Source organism: Maridesulfovibrio ferrireducens, assembly GCF_016342405.1.
GTDB classification, from domain to species: Bacteria; Desulfobacterota; Desulfovibrionia; order Desulfovibrionales; family Desulfovibrionaceae; genus Maridesulfovibrio; species Maridesulfovibrio ferrireducens_A.
The window spans coordinates 131,742-147,885 of the sequence record NZ_JAEINN010000007.1; the positions used below are offsets into that span (position 1 = coordinate 131,742).

The 16,144-nt window shown below is 40.3% G+C and carries 15 protein-coding genes; 7 read left to right on the forward strand and 8 right to left on the reverse strand.

The genetic code is table 11. The features are described 5' to 3' along the window. Positions 1-9: 9 nt before the first annotated feature. The 7 genes from glyQ to JEY82_RS09535 all read right to left on the reverse strand — a co-directional run bounded on the left by glyQ (position 10) and on the right by JEY82_RS09535 (position 9,116). Entirely contained in the window at positions 10-882 is an 873-nt protein-coding gene (gene glyQ / locus JEY82_RS09505; protein ID WP_304085174.1) for a glycine--tRNA ligase subunit alpha, read from the reverse strand. A 211-nt stretch (positions 883-1,093) separates the two neighbouring features. Then, complete coding sequence (gene recO / locus JEY82_RS09510) at positions 1,094-1,834, reverse strand: DNA repair protein RecO (protein ID WP_304085175.1); 741 nt, start codon at positions 1,832-1,834, stop codon at positions 1,094-1,096. Between the two features lie 19 nt (positions 1,835-1,853). After that, a complete protein-coding gene (locus JEY82_RS09515; protein ID WP_304085176.1) occupies positions 1,854-2,753 on the reverse strand; it encodes a RodZ domain-containing protein in 900 nt (299 codons plus the stop codon). A gap of 128 nt (positions 2,754-2,881) precedes the next feature. Then, entirely contained in the window at positions 2,882-3,820 is a 939-nt protein-coding gene (locus JEY82_RS09520) for a SurA N-terminal domain-containing protein (RefSeq protein WP_304085177.1), read from the reverse strand. A 157-nt stretch (positions 3,821-3,977) separates the two neighbouring features. Further along, entirely contained in the window at positions 3,978-4,940 is a 963-nt protein-coding gene (locus JEY82_RS09525; protein WP_304085178.1) for a SurA N-terminal domain-containing protein, read from the reverse strand. A gap of 29 nt (positions 4,941-4,969) precedes the next feature. After that, complete coding sequence (gene mfd / locus JEY82_RS09530; RefSeq protein ID WP_304085179.1) at positions 4,970-8,428, reverse strand: transcription-repair coupling factor; 3,459 nt, start codon at positions 8,426-8,428, stop codon at positions 4,970-4,972. Positions 8,429-8,639: 211 nt separating this feature from the next. Further along, entirely contained in the window at positions 8,640-9,116 is a 477-nt protein-coding gene (locus tag JEY82_RS09535; protein ID WP_092161480.1) for a chemotaxis protein CheW, read from the reverse strand. 264 nt (positions 9,117-9,380) lie between these two features. On the opposite strand from JEY82_RS09535, the gene JEY82_RS09540 reads away from it, so the two are divergent. Next, positions 9,381-9,596 (forward strand): hypothetical protein, encoded by a 216-nt coding sequence (locus JEY82_RS09540; protein WP_092161482.1) that lies wholly within the window; start codon positions 9,381-9,383, stop codon positions 9,594-9,596. Between the two features lie 48 nt (positions 9,597-9,644). Here JEY82_RS09540 and JEY82_RS09545 read toward each other — a convergent pair whose 3' ends face one another. Next, positions 9,645-10,991 carry a UDP-glucose/GDP-mannose dehydrogenase family protein gene (locus JEY82_RS09545; protein WP_304085180.1) on the reverse strand — a complete coding sequence of 449 codons (1,347 nt, stop codon included), beginning with the start codon at positions 10,989-10,991 and terminating at the stop codon, positions 9,645-9,647. Between the two features lie 278 nt (positions 10,992-11,269). On the opposite strand from JEY82_RS09545, the gene JEY82_RS09550 reads away from it, so the two are divergent. The 6 genes from JEY82_RS09550 to JEY82_RS09575 are packed head-to-tail and all read left to right on the forward strand — an operon-like array spanning position 11,270 to position 16,143. After that, positions 11,270-11,995: a pyridoxine 5'-phosphate synthase gene (locus JEY82_RS09550; protein ID WP_304085181.1), complete on the forward strand. Its 726-nt coding sequence runs from the start codon at positions 11,270-11,272 to the stop codon at positions 11,993-11,995. Between the two features lie 2 nt (positions 11,996-11,997). Then, on the forward strand, positions 11,998-12,372 hold the full coding sequence (locus JEY82_RS09555; RefSeq protein ID WP_304085182.1) for a holo-[acyl-carrier-protein] synthase: 375 nt from the start codon (positions 11,998-12,000) through the stop codon (positions 12,370-12,372). 15 nt (positions 12,373-12,387) lie between these two features. After that, entirely contained in the window at positions 12,388-13,926 is a 1,539-nt protein-coding gene (locus JEY82_RS09560) for an NAD(P)H-hydrate dehydratase (RefSeq protein ID WP_304085183.1), read from the forward strand. After that, positions 13,920-14,375 (forward strand): CBS domain-containing protein, encoded by a 456-nt coding sequence (locus JEY82_RS09565; RefSeq protein ID WP_304085184.1) that lies wholly within the window; start codon positions 13,920-13,922, stop codon positions 14,373-14,375. The genes JEY82_RS09560 and JEY82_RS09565 overlap by 7 nt, the downstream gene beginning before the upstream one ends. Next, positions 14,372-14,863, forward strand: coding sequence for a tRNA (adenosine(37)-N6)-threonylcarbamoyltransferase complex ATPase subunit type 1 TsaE (tsaE, locus tag JEY82_RS09570; protein WP_092161494.1), 492 nt, complete (start codon positions 14,372-14,374; stop codon positions 14,861-14,863). Before JEY82_RS09565 ends, tsaE begins: the two co-directional genes overlap by 4 nt. Positions 14,864-14,904: 41 nt before the next feature. Then, a complete protein-coding gene (locus JEY82_RS09575) occupies positions 14,905-16,143 on the forward strand; it encodes an aspartate kinase (RefSeq protein ID WP_304085185.1) in 1,239 nt (412 codons plus the stop codon). The last annotated feature ends 1 nt before the right edge of the window (position 16,144 follow it).

The window sequence follows — 16,144 nt, forward strand, 5'->3', positions numbered from 1 at the left end:
CCGTTTTTTTTAATCGTTTTCAAGCATGGGGTAATTTAATTCTTCGCGCTGTGCGGAATAAAGTCTTGCTGCAGCGGAAGCTAAAGTACGCACTCTGCCTATATATGTTGCCCGTTCGGTAATGGATATTGCACCGCGAGCATCAAGCATATTGAAAGTGTGAGAACATTTTAGACAATAGTCGTATGCGGGACGGGGAAGCCGTTCTTCGCATAGTCTCAAACTTTCAGCTTCATATTTATTGAATAGATCAAGAAGCATGGCTGAATCGCTGAGCTCAAAATTATATTTAGAATTCTCAACTTCGTTCTGATGGAATATTTGACCATAAGTGATCTTGTCGTTCCACATCAAATCATAAACGGATTCTTTGCCCTGCAAGTACATACAGAGTCTTTCAAGACCGTAAGTCAGTTCAACGGAAACAGGGCTGAGGTCAAGTCCTCCGACCTGCTGGAAGTAGGTAAATTGAGTTACTTCCATACCGTTAAGCCAAACTTCCCAGCCAAGTCCCCATGCACCCAGTGTAGGAGATTCCCAGTCATCTTCTACAAATCTGATGTCATGTGCAGCAGCATCTAGACCGAGAGCTTCGAGGCTCTTGAGATAGAGGTCCTGAACATTGTCAGGGGAAGGTTTTAAAATAACCTGAAACTGAAAGTAGTGCTGAAGCCTGTTTGGATTTTCTCCGTAACGTCCATCAGTAGGACGGCGGGACGGTTCCACATAAGCAGCATTCCAAGGCTCAGGTCCGATAACTCTGAAAAAAGTTGAAGGATTGAATGTTCCGGCCCCTACCTCAATATCAAGAGGCTGAACCAGACAACAACCGTAATCAGACCAAAAGTTTTGCAACGTAAGTATAACATTCTGAAAATTCATTAAATCCCTCACATCTAGAAAAAAACCAAACTTTCTATAGAGTCATTTTTTATATAAATACTATTTGTACAATATAAAAAATGTCCGACTTCTTAACAATTAATAACAGAAATATTTTAGACTTTTTCAAGAAATTTTAAATTAGAATAAGCCTCAAGATTAAGCACAATGTTTATTGCTGCACTTTGAACCAGATAGACATTTAACTTCACTAAATTTTTCGATAACCACTTTCTTCCCAGACCAAACCCATATGATATGCCATGAATTTATCCATTACTGAAAAACATTCTTGCCGTATTTCATATGGAAGGTTCACAGGCATCCAATTAGAAGGACCTGTATCCTGAATCCATGCTAAAGTCCGTATGGTTCCAGCCCCAACAGAATCCCCACTCCTGCCGTTGTCACATTCTGAGCAGGTTATAACACCTTTCTCAATATCAAAAACTACAGGTCGTGCGCTGAATAGAGGTTTGCCGCATCGCGCGCAAATTGTAAAGTCAGGATTGTATCCTTGTTCAAATGCAACCTTTGCTCTGAAAAACAATGGGAAAAAATCATCCGGTTCTGAACTTTCGATAACATCCAGAGTTTCAGATAAAAGATCAAAAACTCTTCGACTGCTTTCCTTTTCTGTTCCGGCTGATTCTATAAACTTTAAACAATTAGCAGCAAGCCCAGTTTTCCGGAGGTTTGTTCTTATTTCAGGATAGCTTTTCATAAGGCTTCCTTCTTTAAGAACCTGATAAGCACCCGTTTTATTGGTTTCGATCTTAAACAAAACCTGTGAAAAAGGCTCTAAGCAACCGCCGAATCTTTTACGACTTCTGCTTCCGCCAAATGCAAAAGCTGTTTGAACACCACGAGAAGCTGAAAGAAAACGAACCCAAAGATCATTTTCTTTAAATTTTCCTGTTTTAAGAATTAAAACTTTATCCGTTGTTTCCATTTTTTAAACGCTGAATTTCCTATTCGGAAATCGGAAACTCGATGGTTTTAACTTTTCCTTTTGCAACATCAAGAACTAAAGGCTTACCATCAGAAACAACCTCGACTCCGCCGGCATTTCCGAATTTAATCTTTAAAGATTCTTTGTATGGCAATGAAATGCTTTCAGTTTCTTGCAGAACGAATTCTTGGTTCTTACCGTCAGTAACGGCCTCTAACCAACAAGCTTCTCCAGATTTAGCTGTAATAACAACTGTATTTGTTACTATTGGTTGAATTGCCGCAACAGGAATTTCTTTTTGTTCGCTTGTAGAAGCTGATTCTTCCGGTTCAGAAATAACTACAATGTTTTCAATTGAGTCAGCAATTGGAGCTTCTTCCTGTACTGTTTCAAGTGAATCTTCAACTGGTGTTTCGATAGATAACTCGTCATTTTGTTCATCAACAGCTACATTTTCAACAATTTCTTCAGTTACCACGATCTCTGTTTTGTTGTTGTTCCAGAAATCCAACAATGCGTTATCATGAAGATAATACACAAGCCCTGCGAGAACTGCGATTAGAATTAGAATTAAAAAAATCGAAGACATAGATGTTTTAGTGGAAACATCTGAATAATCACTTCGAGCCAAGTTTTCGTCGATGGAAGGATCCTGAATATTTTTATCAGTACTACCGTCAACAGAATAAAATTTTGAGAATTCATCTCCAATTTCTTCTGAATCAAGCCCAAGCGCTTTGGCGTAATTTTTTATAAATCCTTTAGCATAGACAGGGTGTGGAAAATCTTTTTTATTGCCGTCTTCAATCGCATGAACATTCACACGGCTTAATTTGGTAAGCTCCATCATATGTTCAACGGTAAGCCCTTGTCGTTCTCTTTCCGCTTTTAATCGGGAACCAAGCTCTTTCAAATCCATACGGCCCTCATAATGATAGTCTGGCTGTTTTATTCAAAGAAAATCTGATTCTTTGAACTTGTCTTTCGACAACAGTTTTTCATTTTAAAAACGCAAAAAATATCCGCTTATAGTTTTCTTGAAAAAATTTACTTTATCTCGATAACGGCTTTCTCTCTCAGTTTATTTATAAAATCAACGAAAACTGCGTCCTGCTTTTCTCTATAAAGACGTTCATAGATATTATCTCTATTGTCAGCGAACGAATCTGATTTATTTTTTACAAAAGAATCAAGCTTAAGCAAAGCAGTTGATTCCTGAACTTTAAACGAGGTACTTATATCCCCGGGGTTAAGTCCATTTAATGCATCATGCCACGTTTTAGCAAGGTCATCCCATTCCAGCACACCAAGATCTCCACCGGTCCCGGCTCCAGGGCCAACAGTGTACTTATTTGCGGCTTCTTCAAAAGTCGTTTCTCCAGAAATGATTTCTTTTCTGATTTTATCTGCCGAAATATTTTCAGGAAAAAGTATTAATTTCAAGTGAACACTCTGTTTAACTTCTTCTTGTTGAGATTGAGTGCTGTTCCATACTCCTTGGATTTCTTCTTCCGTGACTACTACTTTATTTTTAACTTTGTATGATAAGAGTCTGTTTTTACGAATATCTTTCCGCAAAGTTTCTTTAAACCCTTCTAAGTTTGTTTTTTGCAATGCAAGTTGGCGTGCAAATTCTTCATCGGAAAACTTGCTTGCTTCTTTAATACGCTTGATTTCACCTTCGATATCTTGTTCTGAAATTTCGACTTTGAGTCTTTTCGCTTCCTGATCAAGAATCATTTCATTAATCATGCGGTCAAGTATCTGTTTTCTGATATTTTTAATTTGCTGAACTTCTACAGGAGAAATAGATTTCCCATTAAACTGTTTCATAATGGGAGCCATCTTTGTGTTCATTTCATACATGGTAATGATATCGCCGTTAACGACTGCTACAACGCCATCAACGATTTTTTCTTCTGCTCCGGAAAAGGACCCGAAGGAACTGATCAATATGACAAAAAAGACAATAATTACACGCTTCAATACGGCATCTCCCATAAAATATATAATATCGGTATGTTTCTTATCCGACTTTAAATTCGATCTTGTTTCCAGATATAATCCTTAGCAAGAATAACAATTGTTTTAACTAACTAAACCCTTTCATAGAAGTATGCAAGATTAGTAAAACTCTTAATTTTTATTCAGTCTTTGTGTTCTTATTTTCAGAGGCGACAGGGGGTTCAGTTTTTTTCTGTGGTAATAATTCTTTGCTGATTTTAATACTAGAATTAGCCAGTTTATTCTTAAGCCATAATTCAAATTTGTCATCCAGTTTACGTTCAAGAAGAACTTTTTCTACAGCGGGATAAGCTTGAAGAGGTGTTAACAAAGTGGCATCTTTTTTTTCTTTTAAAATTAAGCAAATAAATTCTTTTTCCTGTGTAATTACAGGACTTGCTTTTCCAGATTCAAGCTCCTGAACAAATGGTTCCCAAGTCGTTGGCAACTGTCCGTTTCTAACCCATATTTCTCTAACAGTAACCTGCTTCAAGTTGTTTGATATTTCTTCAGGAGAAATTCCTTTTCTAAATTGTTCAACCCCTTTAGTCACCAATTCGCGGCTGAATCCTTTTATCATTATAAATTTGAACCCTGCCTGCATATAGAAGTCAGATAAATGAGTGCGGTAGTATTCTTCTGCTTCTTTGTAATCAATTTTAATTTCAGGACGCAATATTTGACTAAAAAATTTATCCATTGCTAATTGATATTTGAGCTGACTGCGCCATGAATTGAGGTCAATATATTCTTCGATTAAAATTTGTTCAAATGCGTTTTCAGGATAATCAGAACGGACTTCGTCTTCCGCTTCTTTCAATTCTTTATCTGATACAGGGATATTCCGTTCTTCAAGTTCTTGTGAAACAAGCTCCTGTACAATGATATCGCCTAAAATTTGACCATATTCACTTCTGACCTGACTGACGGAAGGAACAAACCCTGCACTTCCGTCATGCATCAAATCATATTTATAATCCAACTGCGAAAGGTAAACAGGTTCACCGTTTACTCGTGCAACTATGCCCGGATCTTCTGTCTTGTTTTTGCATCCAAAGACAAAAAGAGAGGTCAGCATTAAAAGAATAATTATCTTTTTCATTTATAATTTCCGTACGTTATCACTATGATTTAAATTTGTTCAACTAACGGTTCAAGATTTTTACAAATTTGATTAAGTCCTGCTGCTATTTTAGTGTCTTTTTCAAAACGTATTTCAATACTTACAGGAGGCTTAAGGCGTGCTGAATTTTTATCATCAGCAATCCATTTCATCAATTTAACAGGTTCTACAGGATTTCGACTTTCTTCCCATGTCAAAACAACTCTGGCAGGAAATAAATCAGCTCTTGTAACTCCGAGACATGCTAAAGTTCGTTTCAGATAAAGTACTGTTATAAAATTTTCAACTTCTTCAGGGAAATGTCCAAATCTATCTTTAATTTCAGAGGCAAGTTCTTCTATCCGTGCTTCTGTATTTGCCGAGGAAAGTGCCCGATAATATCTCAACCTTTCTCTGGCATCAGGAACATAGTCTTCAGGTAAATGGGCTTTAAAAACAAAATTCATTTCAGGATCTGTCGCAACAGTGCTGTCATCTCCCTTGATTCTGCGTACTTCTTCGTCAAGCATTTCAAGAAACAGGTCAAGCCCGACTTTTGCCATTTGTCCTGATTGAACTTCTCCGAGAATATTACCTGCACCGCGCAGTCTTAAATCTTCCATTGCAACTTTAAAACCTGCTCCCAGGTAATCAAGTTGAAGAATAATCTGCATACGTCGCTTAGCTTTTTCCGACAAAGAATCAAGAGATGAAACTACAAAATATGCGTACGCCTGTCGTGTGCTGCGTCCAACTCTGCCTCGCAACTGATAAAGCTGCCCAAGCCCGAACATTTGAGCCTGATCTACAATTAATGTGTTGGCATTGGGGAAATCAAGGCCGGATTCAATAATTGCGGTAGCTATAAGAATATCTAATTCTTTGTGCCAGAATTTATGAATAGTATCTTCTAAAGTCTTTTCTGACATTTGACCGTGAGCCATGCCGACTTTGGCATCAGGAGCCAATTTTTTAACAAATTCAGCAACCCTTTCAAGGCCCTGAACTCTGTTATGCACCCAGAAAACCTGTCCGCCTCTTTCAAGTTCACGCTTAACAACAGACGCAAGCATTGCTTCGTCTCGTTCAACTAAAGCTGTTTCAACTGGTTTGCGATCGACAGGAGGAGTTTCAATTGTACTCAGGCTTCGCACGCCGGATAATGATAACTGCAAGGTTCGGGGAATCGGGGTAGCGGTCAAAGTCAGCGCATCAATATTTTTACGCATTTCTTTAATACGTTCTTTATGCCTCACTCCGAAGCGCTGTTCTTCATCAAGAATGAGCAAACCCAGATTCGGAGCTTCTACATCTTTAGACAAAACTCTATGCGTGCCGATAAGAATGTCGAGGGTTCCTGAAGATAGTTGCTCGAGAACTCTTTTTTGGCTGGTCTTGGTTACAAACCTGCTGAGCATTCCAACTACAACCGGGAACCCTTCCATGCGTTGCATAAATGTTTGATAATGCTGTTCAGCCAGAACGGTCGTAGGGCAAAGCAGAATAACCTGTTTACCATCTAAGACGGCTCTGAAAGCGGCTCTTAATGCAACTTCAGTTTTTCCGAATCCAACATCACCGCAGACGAGTCTGTCCATAGGTTCAGGGCTTTCCATATCTCTGAATACATCTTGGATGGCCTTTTCCTGATCCGGAGTTTCTTCAAACCCGAAAGTACTTTCAAACTCCCAGTACATATCATCCAAAGGACCGTAGGCATATCCTTTGGCAACTTTTCTGTAAGCGTACATTTCAACAAGTTCACCGGCGATTTTCTCAATAGCCTTGCGGGCTTTATCACGGGTTTTAGACCAGCGTGTTCCGCCCAGCTTGTCCAGAACAGAACAGGTCCCTTCCGGACCTTTATATTTTTGAACAAGATTAAGCCTGTCGACCGGGACATATAATTTATCATCTGCATCAAAAAACAGCAGAAGATAATCATTAGAAACATCCCCTACTTTAAAATGATGCAGTCCGCCGAAACGGGATAAGCCGTAATCTCTATGGACAAGTAAATCTTCTGGAAGCAAATCTTCATAACTCGTCATTCCTTCAAAGGCTTTGTCCCTGATGCGGGTACCTTTGGCGGCTTGCGGCTGAAGAACGTCTTCTCCTAAAATAATGGTTTGATTCCACTCAAGTTCCATCCCGTTTTTAAGGGGCGAAATAAGTGCATATATTCCTCTGTTCATAGAGGAATACTCAGTTGAAATAGAGAGCTGTTCCGATTCAATTAGCGATAGAAATTTTTTCCGAGATCTGTCGGTTTTAAAACTGAGTACAGTTTGGAACCTGTCAGAGCTCCATTCTTTTAACCCTGCAACAAGAGCAGCCCATGGCCGCTTCATCTGTTCAGGTTTCCAAAAAATATCGGTGAATGCTGTCAGCGATCTTTCAGAAAGATCTATTCCGTCTTTTTCACGGCCTATGACCAGATCTTCATATACAATTTGTCTTTCATCGCGCCAGATGGATCTTGCTTTTTCTTCATTCCAGCAAATTGTATTAACAGGCCATTTACAACCGGAATGAGCAGATTTGTCGTGAAGAAAGGTTTTCCAGCTGTACTCATGGTCCTGAAGACGTAATCTTAAATTTGAAGCTGACGAAAGAACATAAACAGCATTTTTAGATAAAAATGATTTGAGGTCAGTACACTCAGGATAAAAAAGTCCGGGCCAGATCATTCCGTCCGCGTTGCCAACTTTTTCAAGAAGTTTTGCATGCCCTTCAGCAGAAATTTCTCCCGTCTTTTTCAAATGCTTCCATAGTGCTGCGGCTTCATCGATATTGTTTCCGGTCAGCATTGCCGGAGCAACAGGAAGCAAGGTCATTCCATCTAAATCGGCCTTCGAACGTTGGGATGAAGGGTCGAAAACACGAATTTCTTCTAATATATCACCAAAAAATTCTAATCTTAGCGGAAGGTCATATCCCGGAGCATAGATATCAAGGATATCCCCGCGCATGGACATTTCACCATAGCCAGAAACCAGTTTTGTTCTGGTATATCCCCATGAAACTAATTGTTCGATGAGGAGTTCCGGCTCCATCTCTTCGCCTTTGGAAAGATTAATATAATTATTTTCCAAAACTGAAGGCATAGGCCATTTGGGCAGTAAGTTGTCAACAGTCATCAGAACAGACTGTTTTCCGCCGCGCGTTAAAGCATGCAGGGCTGACCAGCGTTCAGACCATTCTGATGCAACAGGATTTTTACAAAGATAAGGAGGAAGGAAAACCCAATCTCTTTCCCATGCAGGAATAATTTTATTGTTTTCAGCAAGATCATTGCGGCTGAATAAAGTGATAAGCGCCTTCAGTTCAGCATATTCCCGTGCTCCCGGAGCAATCATTACAACTGATTGACCTCTGGAGTGTAAATTATGCGCAGTAAACGCCTGTGTCCCGGGACCACTTTTAAAAATTCGTGCAGTGTTTCCGCCTCCGGCAGCAAAAGCGGTAAATTCGGAAGGTAAAGACAATTTGGCTCCAAAATTATTATGAAAAGGAAAGGCCGTCCTCCCGATAATTCAGGGGACGGCCTTTTTTTGCAGAGAAACTGTTCTGTTGTCCAGTAAATAGACGTAAATCGCAATATTTACTGGTGGCAGACATATCAAATCATGGCAATATGCAGCTAAATATAGGATCGTAATCGTTCCTTAATCATACACAACAAGTTGGAAGATTTGATTAAACCTGTGCTAATAATTCCTGCTCATCACCTGAAAGAAGTCTGTTAAGATCAAGTAAAATAAGCAGTCTGTCTTCAAGTTTGCCTACCCCACTGATATATTCAGATTCCAGCCCGGAAACAACAGGCGGTGGTGGTTCAACAGTGTTTGCCGGGATTCTGAGAACCTCGGAAACTGAATCGACAACAAATCCGACTATCATATCGCTGATTTCAATAACGATAATACGAGTATTTTGATCATGTTCTCTGATTTCGAGACCAAACTTACTTCTTAAGTCAATGATTGGAATTACCTTCCCGCGAAGGTTGATTACACCTTCAACGAATACAGGAGCCCGGGGAACTTTGGTGATTTCCATGGTTCGGATAATTTCCTGAACCTTAAGGATATCCACTCCGAACTCTTCTTCGGCAATGCTGAAGGTGACTAGCTGGATAAGTTCGGCGTCTTGCCTTTTCTTATCTTCTTCCATTCATGCCCCCTGTTAGTTGCTATTGCAGTGCACAATCAAAATATTTTGATCATGTAAAAATATTTTTAAAAATAATCTATTCATATTTAATCAGTATATTATTATTCATCTGAAATATTTGCAAGCTAATCATAAAATTATAAAACAATTTAATCAAAATTTTTTATTCAGAGAAAATTGACTACTGGCCCAGAAATGACTACCTAGAAAATTGATTAGCAGAAAATAGCAATAAGGCGAAGACTCAGGAGGGTATGAACTCGCATGGCTCAGTTTTCCCCAACGGATAATGTTACCTTGGAAGATCAGATTAAATCATTAGCAAATGATGAGTTGCTTGACTTCTGGGAAGAAACCCAGTTTCTCGCGAAAATGTTAAATCAAGAAAACCAAGAAGATGTTCCATACAGTCCCGAATATGAACGATTAATTTTGCAGGAACTGCAACTTAGATCGTGTATGAAATCGTTATCACCTTAGACAAATTTAAAGGCCCGCTTAAAGCGGGCCTTTAAATTTTGAATTAAATTAAACAGAATCCCCGACCGGTCTGCGTCCAACGCTGAAGTAAGCAAAACCGTTACTGCCTAGGTAAGACGGGTCGTAAAGATTTCTACCGTCAAATATAACCGGAGCAAGCAAGGCTTCTTTTATTTTATCAAAATCAGGATTTCTAAACTGATTCCAATCGGTCACAACCGCAACAGCATTTGCCCCTTCAAGAACTTCATACTGGTTGTGTACGATCTCCACCAGATCATTATCACGCAAAATTTCTTCTGCTTTTATATGAGCAACTGGGTCAAATGCTTTAATTTTCATTCCTGCTTCAGTCAGCTCTGAAATGATAGATAAGGCAGAAGATTCTCTCATATCATCAGTGTTAGCTTTAAATGCAAGTCCCCATATTGCAAGGGTTTTACCTCTAACTCCACCCTGAGGTTCAAAATAATCCAGAATCTTGCGGGAAAGCATTTTTTTCTGTCTGTTATTAACAGAATCCACAGCTTCAATAAGCTCAGGTCTGGCGCCGACCTCTTTAGCTGTATTGATCAGGGCCTTCACGTCCTTAGGAAAACATGATCCACCGTAACCTACGCCGGGGTAGATGAAATAATATCCAATGCGGTGATCAGAACCTATGCCGAGTCTGACTTCGCGCACATTAGCTCCGACGAGTTCACAAATACCGGCCATTTCATTAATAAAAGAAATTTTTGTGGCCAGCATGCAGTTCGCTGCATATTTAGTCATTTCCGCACTTCTGGTACCCATAAAAATGAGTTTTTCTCTACTACGGGCATAAGGTGCGTATAATGTCTCGAATTCCTTACAAGTTCCTTTTTTTTCAGTGCCGACAACCACCCTGTCCGGCTTCATAAAGTCGCTTACAGCATCCCCTTCTTTTAGAAATTCGGGGTTTGAAGCGACATCAAACTCAAGATTCAAACCTCTTTTTTCAAGTTCTGCTTTAACTATTGAGCGGACTTTATCAGCCGTTCCAACCGGAACGGTAGATTTGTCTACAATAATTTTAGAGTCGGTCATGGTCTGCCCTATTTCGCGGGCAACATTTTCCACAAATCTCAGATCACAACTTCCATCTGAGCTGCATGGAGTTCCGACAGTAATAAAAACAAAACGGGCTTTATCCAGTCCTTCTTTAAGACTGGTGGTAAAGAAAAGTCTTTGATCTTCATAGTTTCGTTTAACCAAGTCTTCAAGGCCCGGTTCAAAAATATGAATTTTCCCCTCTTTAAGAGTCTTAATAACGTCTGGATTTACATCAACACACCAAACATGGTTTCCCATTTCTGCAAAACATGCTGCGCTGACAAGCCCGACATATCCGGTTCCTACTATACATATGTTCATTATTTGTTCTCTCGATAATTCTTTACGTTTAAAAAAACGTCACTAACAGTCCGGCCAAAAAAGTCAAATCAAGCAGATCGTCTGCAAGCTGTGACACAGCGGATAACGCCAGTATATTTTTAATGTCAACTAGTAAATAGTTGCGCCAATATGACAGTTGCCATCAAACACCAATGACTATATTGTCCTTCAACAAAGTCGGATTATACTAATATGCTATGTAAAAACAAATTAATTTCGACAATAAAAATAAAGTTTGTTCACCGGAGGATATAACCATGCCACTCTTATGCGTCAATGTTGATCATGTTGCAACAATCAGACAGGCTAGACTAGGAACAGAACCGGACCCGATAGTTGCAGCCGCTATGTGCGAACTGGCAGGAGCAGCCGGAATCATCATGCACCTGCGTGAAGACAGAAGACACGTTCAGGATAGAGATGTTGATCTTATTGCGCAGACTATTCAAACAAAATTTAATTTTGAAATGGCTGCAACTGACGAAATGCAAGCCTTCGCACTCAAAATAAATCCCGTCACTGTGTGTCTTGTCCCTGAAAAAAGAGCGGAACTCACAACCGAGGGCGGTCTAAGTTGCGCCGGGCATGAAGATAAACTGAAAAAATATCTTGCTCCGATTCATGATGCAGGAATCAAATCAAGTCTTTTCATCGATGCAGATCCGGCACAAATTAAAGCTTCACATGAGATCGGCGCCGATTATGTTGAGATTCATACTGGTCATTATGCCGATGCTAAAACCAGATCAGAACAAAAACTAGAGCTGAACAGAATCATCGACGGTATAAAAAGAAGTCAGGATCTCGGCCTTAAAGTTAATCTCGGCCATGGTCTCAATTATACCAATATCCTCGATTTTGCTAATGTTCCGGGAATTTGTGAATATTCCATCGGGCATTCAATTATGGCTCGTGCAATCTTCGTCGGTATAGATCGCGCTGTAAAAGATATGGTTGAAATTATCAGGACATTTGTGGATTAGAAATGATAGTAGGCCTCGGAATAGATTTAACAGAACTTGATCGCATAGAAAGCTCACTGGAGAAATTCGGTGAGCGCTTTATGCGTACTTTTCTTACTGAAAAAGAAATCAGCTTAGTTCCCGAAATAAACAAGATTCAACATCTTGCAGCTAGATTTGCCGCAAAGGAAGCCGCTGTGAAGGCCTTAGGTACAGGATTTGCTGAAGGAATTACCTTTAAGTGTGTTGAAATTTTAAATCTTAAATCCGGTGCTCCTGAGTTGGTCTTTAATGGAAAGGGGCTTGAGCGATCCCGTGAATTAGGTGTAGAAAGAATACTCATATCAATTACACATGGACGAGACTCCGCTGCGGCTGTTGTAATTCTTGAGAAGTAACATACGGGGGTAATTATGTTTTCATCGCTTCCTACGCCTGTCGAAATGTCGGGTTGGGATCAGGCTGCAATTAACGATATAGGTATCCGTGGTGATATCCTTATGGAAAATGCCGGCCGTGAAGCTACCGCCACCCTTCTCAAGGAATACGGTCCTGTTAAAAACAAATCAGTCCTCATTATCTCGGGTTCAGGGAATAATGGCGGTGACGGCTTTGTCATAGGCAGGCATCTGGCTGACCTCGGCGCAGAAATACTGATTCTGCACACCGCGCCTAAAAATAAATATAAAGGCGAAGCTTCATATCATCTTAAGCTCGCAGTAAAATCCGGTGTTCAGCTTAAATATTTTCGTATCACTGATAAAATCAATATTCCTGAATCTGATATTATCATTGATGCTCTGCTTGGAACCGGTTTTGATAATGAATTGCGGCCATTTGCCAAGGCTGTGGTCGATGCAATAAACAAGGCAAAACAGCGTTCTTTTGTTTTGGCGATCGATATTCCTTCCGGTCTTAACGGACTTACCGGAAAGCCTCATCCTGTAGCCGTCAACGCCCATGCTACAGTGACATTTGAAGCTGCAAAAGTCGGGCTGAGTCTTCCCGAAGCTAAACCTTTCACTGGAAATCTTATTGTCAAAAAGATCGGTATTCCAAGTAAGGTTAAAGAAGATCATCCTGTTGCTCATTATTTAATTAATGATAAAATTTTTGATCAGCTCCCTTCTCTTACTCCGACCATGCACAAAGGAACTTCCGGTCATGTTCTTATAATCGGAGGATCAATAGGGCTCACCGGGGCTTTGCAGCTTTCAGGGCTTGGAGCTTTAAGAGCCGGCGCCGGCCTCGTTACCCTTGCCTGCCCTGCGGGGCTCGCTTCTCAAGTGAAAACATACATGCCGGAACTGATGACTATGGGGCTTGGTTCTGGTGATCACTGGGATGATCAGGCTGTTGAAGAACTTCTTCCGCTGCTTGAAAATTATGATGCGATAGCTATTGGTCCGGGGCTGGGCAGAGCTGAAGGAGCCATGAATCTTGTTGAAGCAATAGTTTCTGCAGGACATCCTCCGGCTGTTTTTGACGCGGACGCTCTTTATGCTTTATCCAGAAGATCACACCTTTTGATCTCAATTGACGAAAATTCTATTTTTACTCCGCACCCCGGCGAAATGGGACGGCTGGTTAATAAGAGTATCGCTGAAGTTGAAGATTCACGCATTGAAACTGCTCATCAGTACGCAGTTTCAAAAAAAGTGATACTTGTTCTTAAAGGTGCCGGAACCGTGATAGGTTGCCCTGACGGTAAAATTGTAATTTCACCTATTTCCGCGCCTAACCTTGCTGTCGCGGGTTCAGGTGATGTGTTGGCCGGAATTATCGGAGCATTACTTGCCAAAGGAATTCCCGCTATGCAAAGTGCATGTATGGGGGTATACTTACACGGAAAATGTGGGCTTTATCTCAAAAAAAATTTTCCACACAGAGGAAATCTCGCATCTGAAATTGCCAACTCACTTCCCGAAGTACTTAAGGAGGAATTATGTTAACTGCTAAAGACATTATGACATCCGGAGCTCTTACTCTCACACCCGATTCCGAAGTAGCTCTCGCTGCAAAATTGTTGCTGGAAAAGCATCTGAACGGTGTTCCGGTTGTTGATTCAAATGGAAATCTTGTCGGCGTAATCTGCCAGAGCGATTTGGTAGCTCAGCAAAAAAGTATTTCAGTACCGTCTTTTTTCACAATACTTGACGGTTTCATCTCTCTGTCATCAAGTGATGATTTTGAAAAAGAAATCACTAAGATTTCAGCTACGAAGGTTAAACAAGCCATGACTCCTAATCCTGTAACCATAACACCTGAAACAAGCATTGAAAAAATTGCCGACCTGATGGTTGAGAAAAAACTTTATACTCTACCTGTTTTGGAAAACGGGAAGCTTATAGGTGTTGTCGGTAAAGAAGATGTTCTTAAGGTGCTGACTAAATCATCATGACAAAGAACCAGTTGATCATAAATCTGCCGGATGTGGAGGCGACGCTGAGATTCGGCTCTTTTCTGGCAGATTTCTTCCAAAAAAAGAAAGAATTCATTCCAATTTTTCTAAATGGAGATCTTGGAGCAGGAAAAACAACTTTTGTTAGAGCTTTTGTAGAATCTCTTCCCGGTGCGGAAAACGCAGAAGTAAGCAGTCCAAGTTTCAATATTCTTAATATATACCCCACAAAACCGCAGGTTGAGCATTTTGACCTCTATAGACTTGAAGGGCAATGTCCTGATGACGAGTTTTTTGATCTATTAAACAATAAAAACACTTTGACAGTTGTAGAGTGGATTCAGTATCTCAATATTGAATTTTGGCCTGATAACGCACTGCTCTTCACTTGGAAAGCTACCCCCACCGGTAGAAAAATCGAATTGACCCTTCATGGTTCAGCGACCCCCCTCTTCGAAGAGATTGCCACACTTCTCGATTCTTTTTAATAACTTACGTTGAATAAATGTGGTAAGGAGATAATGTTCAAATGAACATAGTAGTACAAAAATTCGGAGGAACCTCAGTAAGGAACCTCGAATGTATGAAGCAGGTACTGGAAAAAGTCATGGTACCTTACGAACAAGGCAACAAGGTCATTGTCGTTTTATCTGCAATGTCCGGGGAAACTAATAGATTGATTGCTCTTGCAAAAGAATGGTCAAAAACTCCCGACCTTGCGGAAATGGATTCTCTTGTTTCAACAGGTGAACAAGTTTCAACCGCTTTGTTTACAATGCTCCTTAAAGATAAAGGGATTAAAGCCCGCTCTCTTTTAGGTTTTCAGATCCCCATCAAGACAAATTCATCTCATTCCCGTGCTCGAATTTTAGAGATGGACAGTGATGAAATTATTAGTCTTTTAGAAAAGCATGATATTTTAGTCGTCGCCGGCTTTCAAGGGTGTACGGAAGATAAGCGTATTACAACTCTGGGACGCGGTGGTTCTGATACATCCGCGGTTGCTATGGCTGCAGCTGTTAATGCCGATGTCTGCGAAATTTATACTGATGTTTCCGGTGTCTTCACTACCGATCCTAACATCTGTACTCAGGCGCGAAAGCTGGACACAGTTTCTTATGATGAGATGCTGGAAATGGCCAGTATGGGAGCAAAAGTTCTACAGATACGCTCGGTTGAATTTGCAAAAAAATATAATGTAAAAGTTCATGTTCGCTCAACTTTCAGCGATGAAATTGGGACGTTTGTCACTCAGGAGGATGAAAATATGGAATCGGTAATGGTTTCCGGCATTGCATATGATAAAGATCAGGCTCGCGTTACTCTTGCAAAAGTTCTCGATAAGCCGGGTGTTTCAGCGACTCTTTTTACCCCTCTTGCAGAAAACGGCATCCTTGTTGATATGATCGTTCAGAATCCGAGCCGTGACGGCCGTACTGATATGACCTTCACCATTCCAAGAGCTGACTTGGAAATTACTCTTGAAGTTCTTGATAGAATTAAAGACGAAATGGGTGCAGAAGAAATTCTTTATGATCAGAACGTATGTAAAATTTCTGTTATCGGTGTTGGAATGCGTAATCATTCCGGTGTTGCTTCTAAGGCTTTTCAGGCTCTCCGTGATGAAAACATCAATATCCTGATGATCAGCACATCTGAAATTAAAATTACTTGTCTTATTGAAGAAAAATATACTGAACTTGCCATCAGAACGCTCCACAACACGTTCGGGCTTGATAAAAGCGGGTCCGAAGAAAATATGCTGTAAT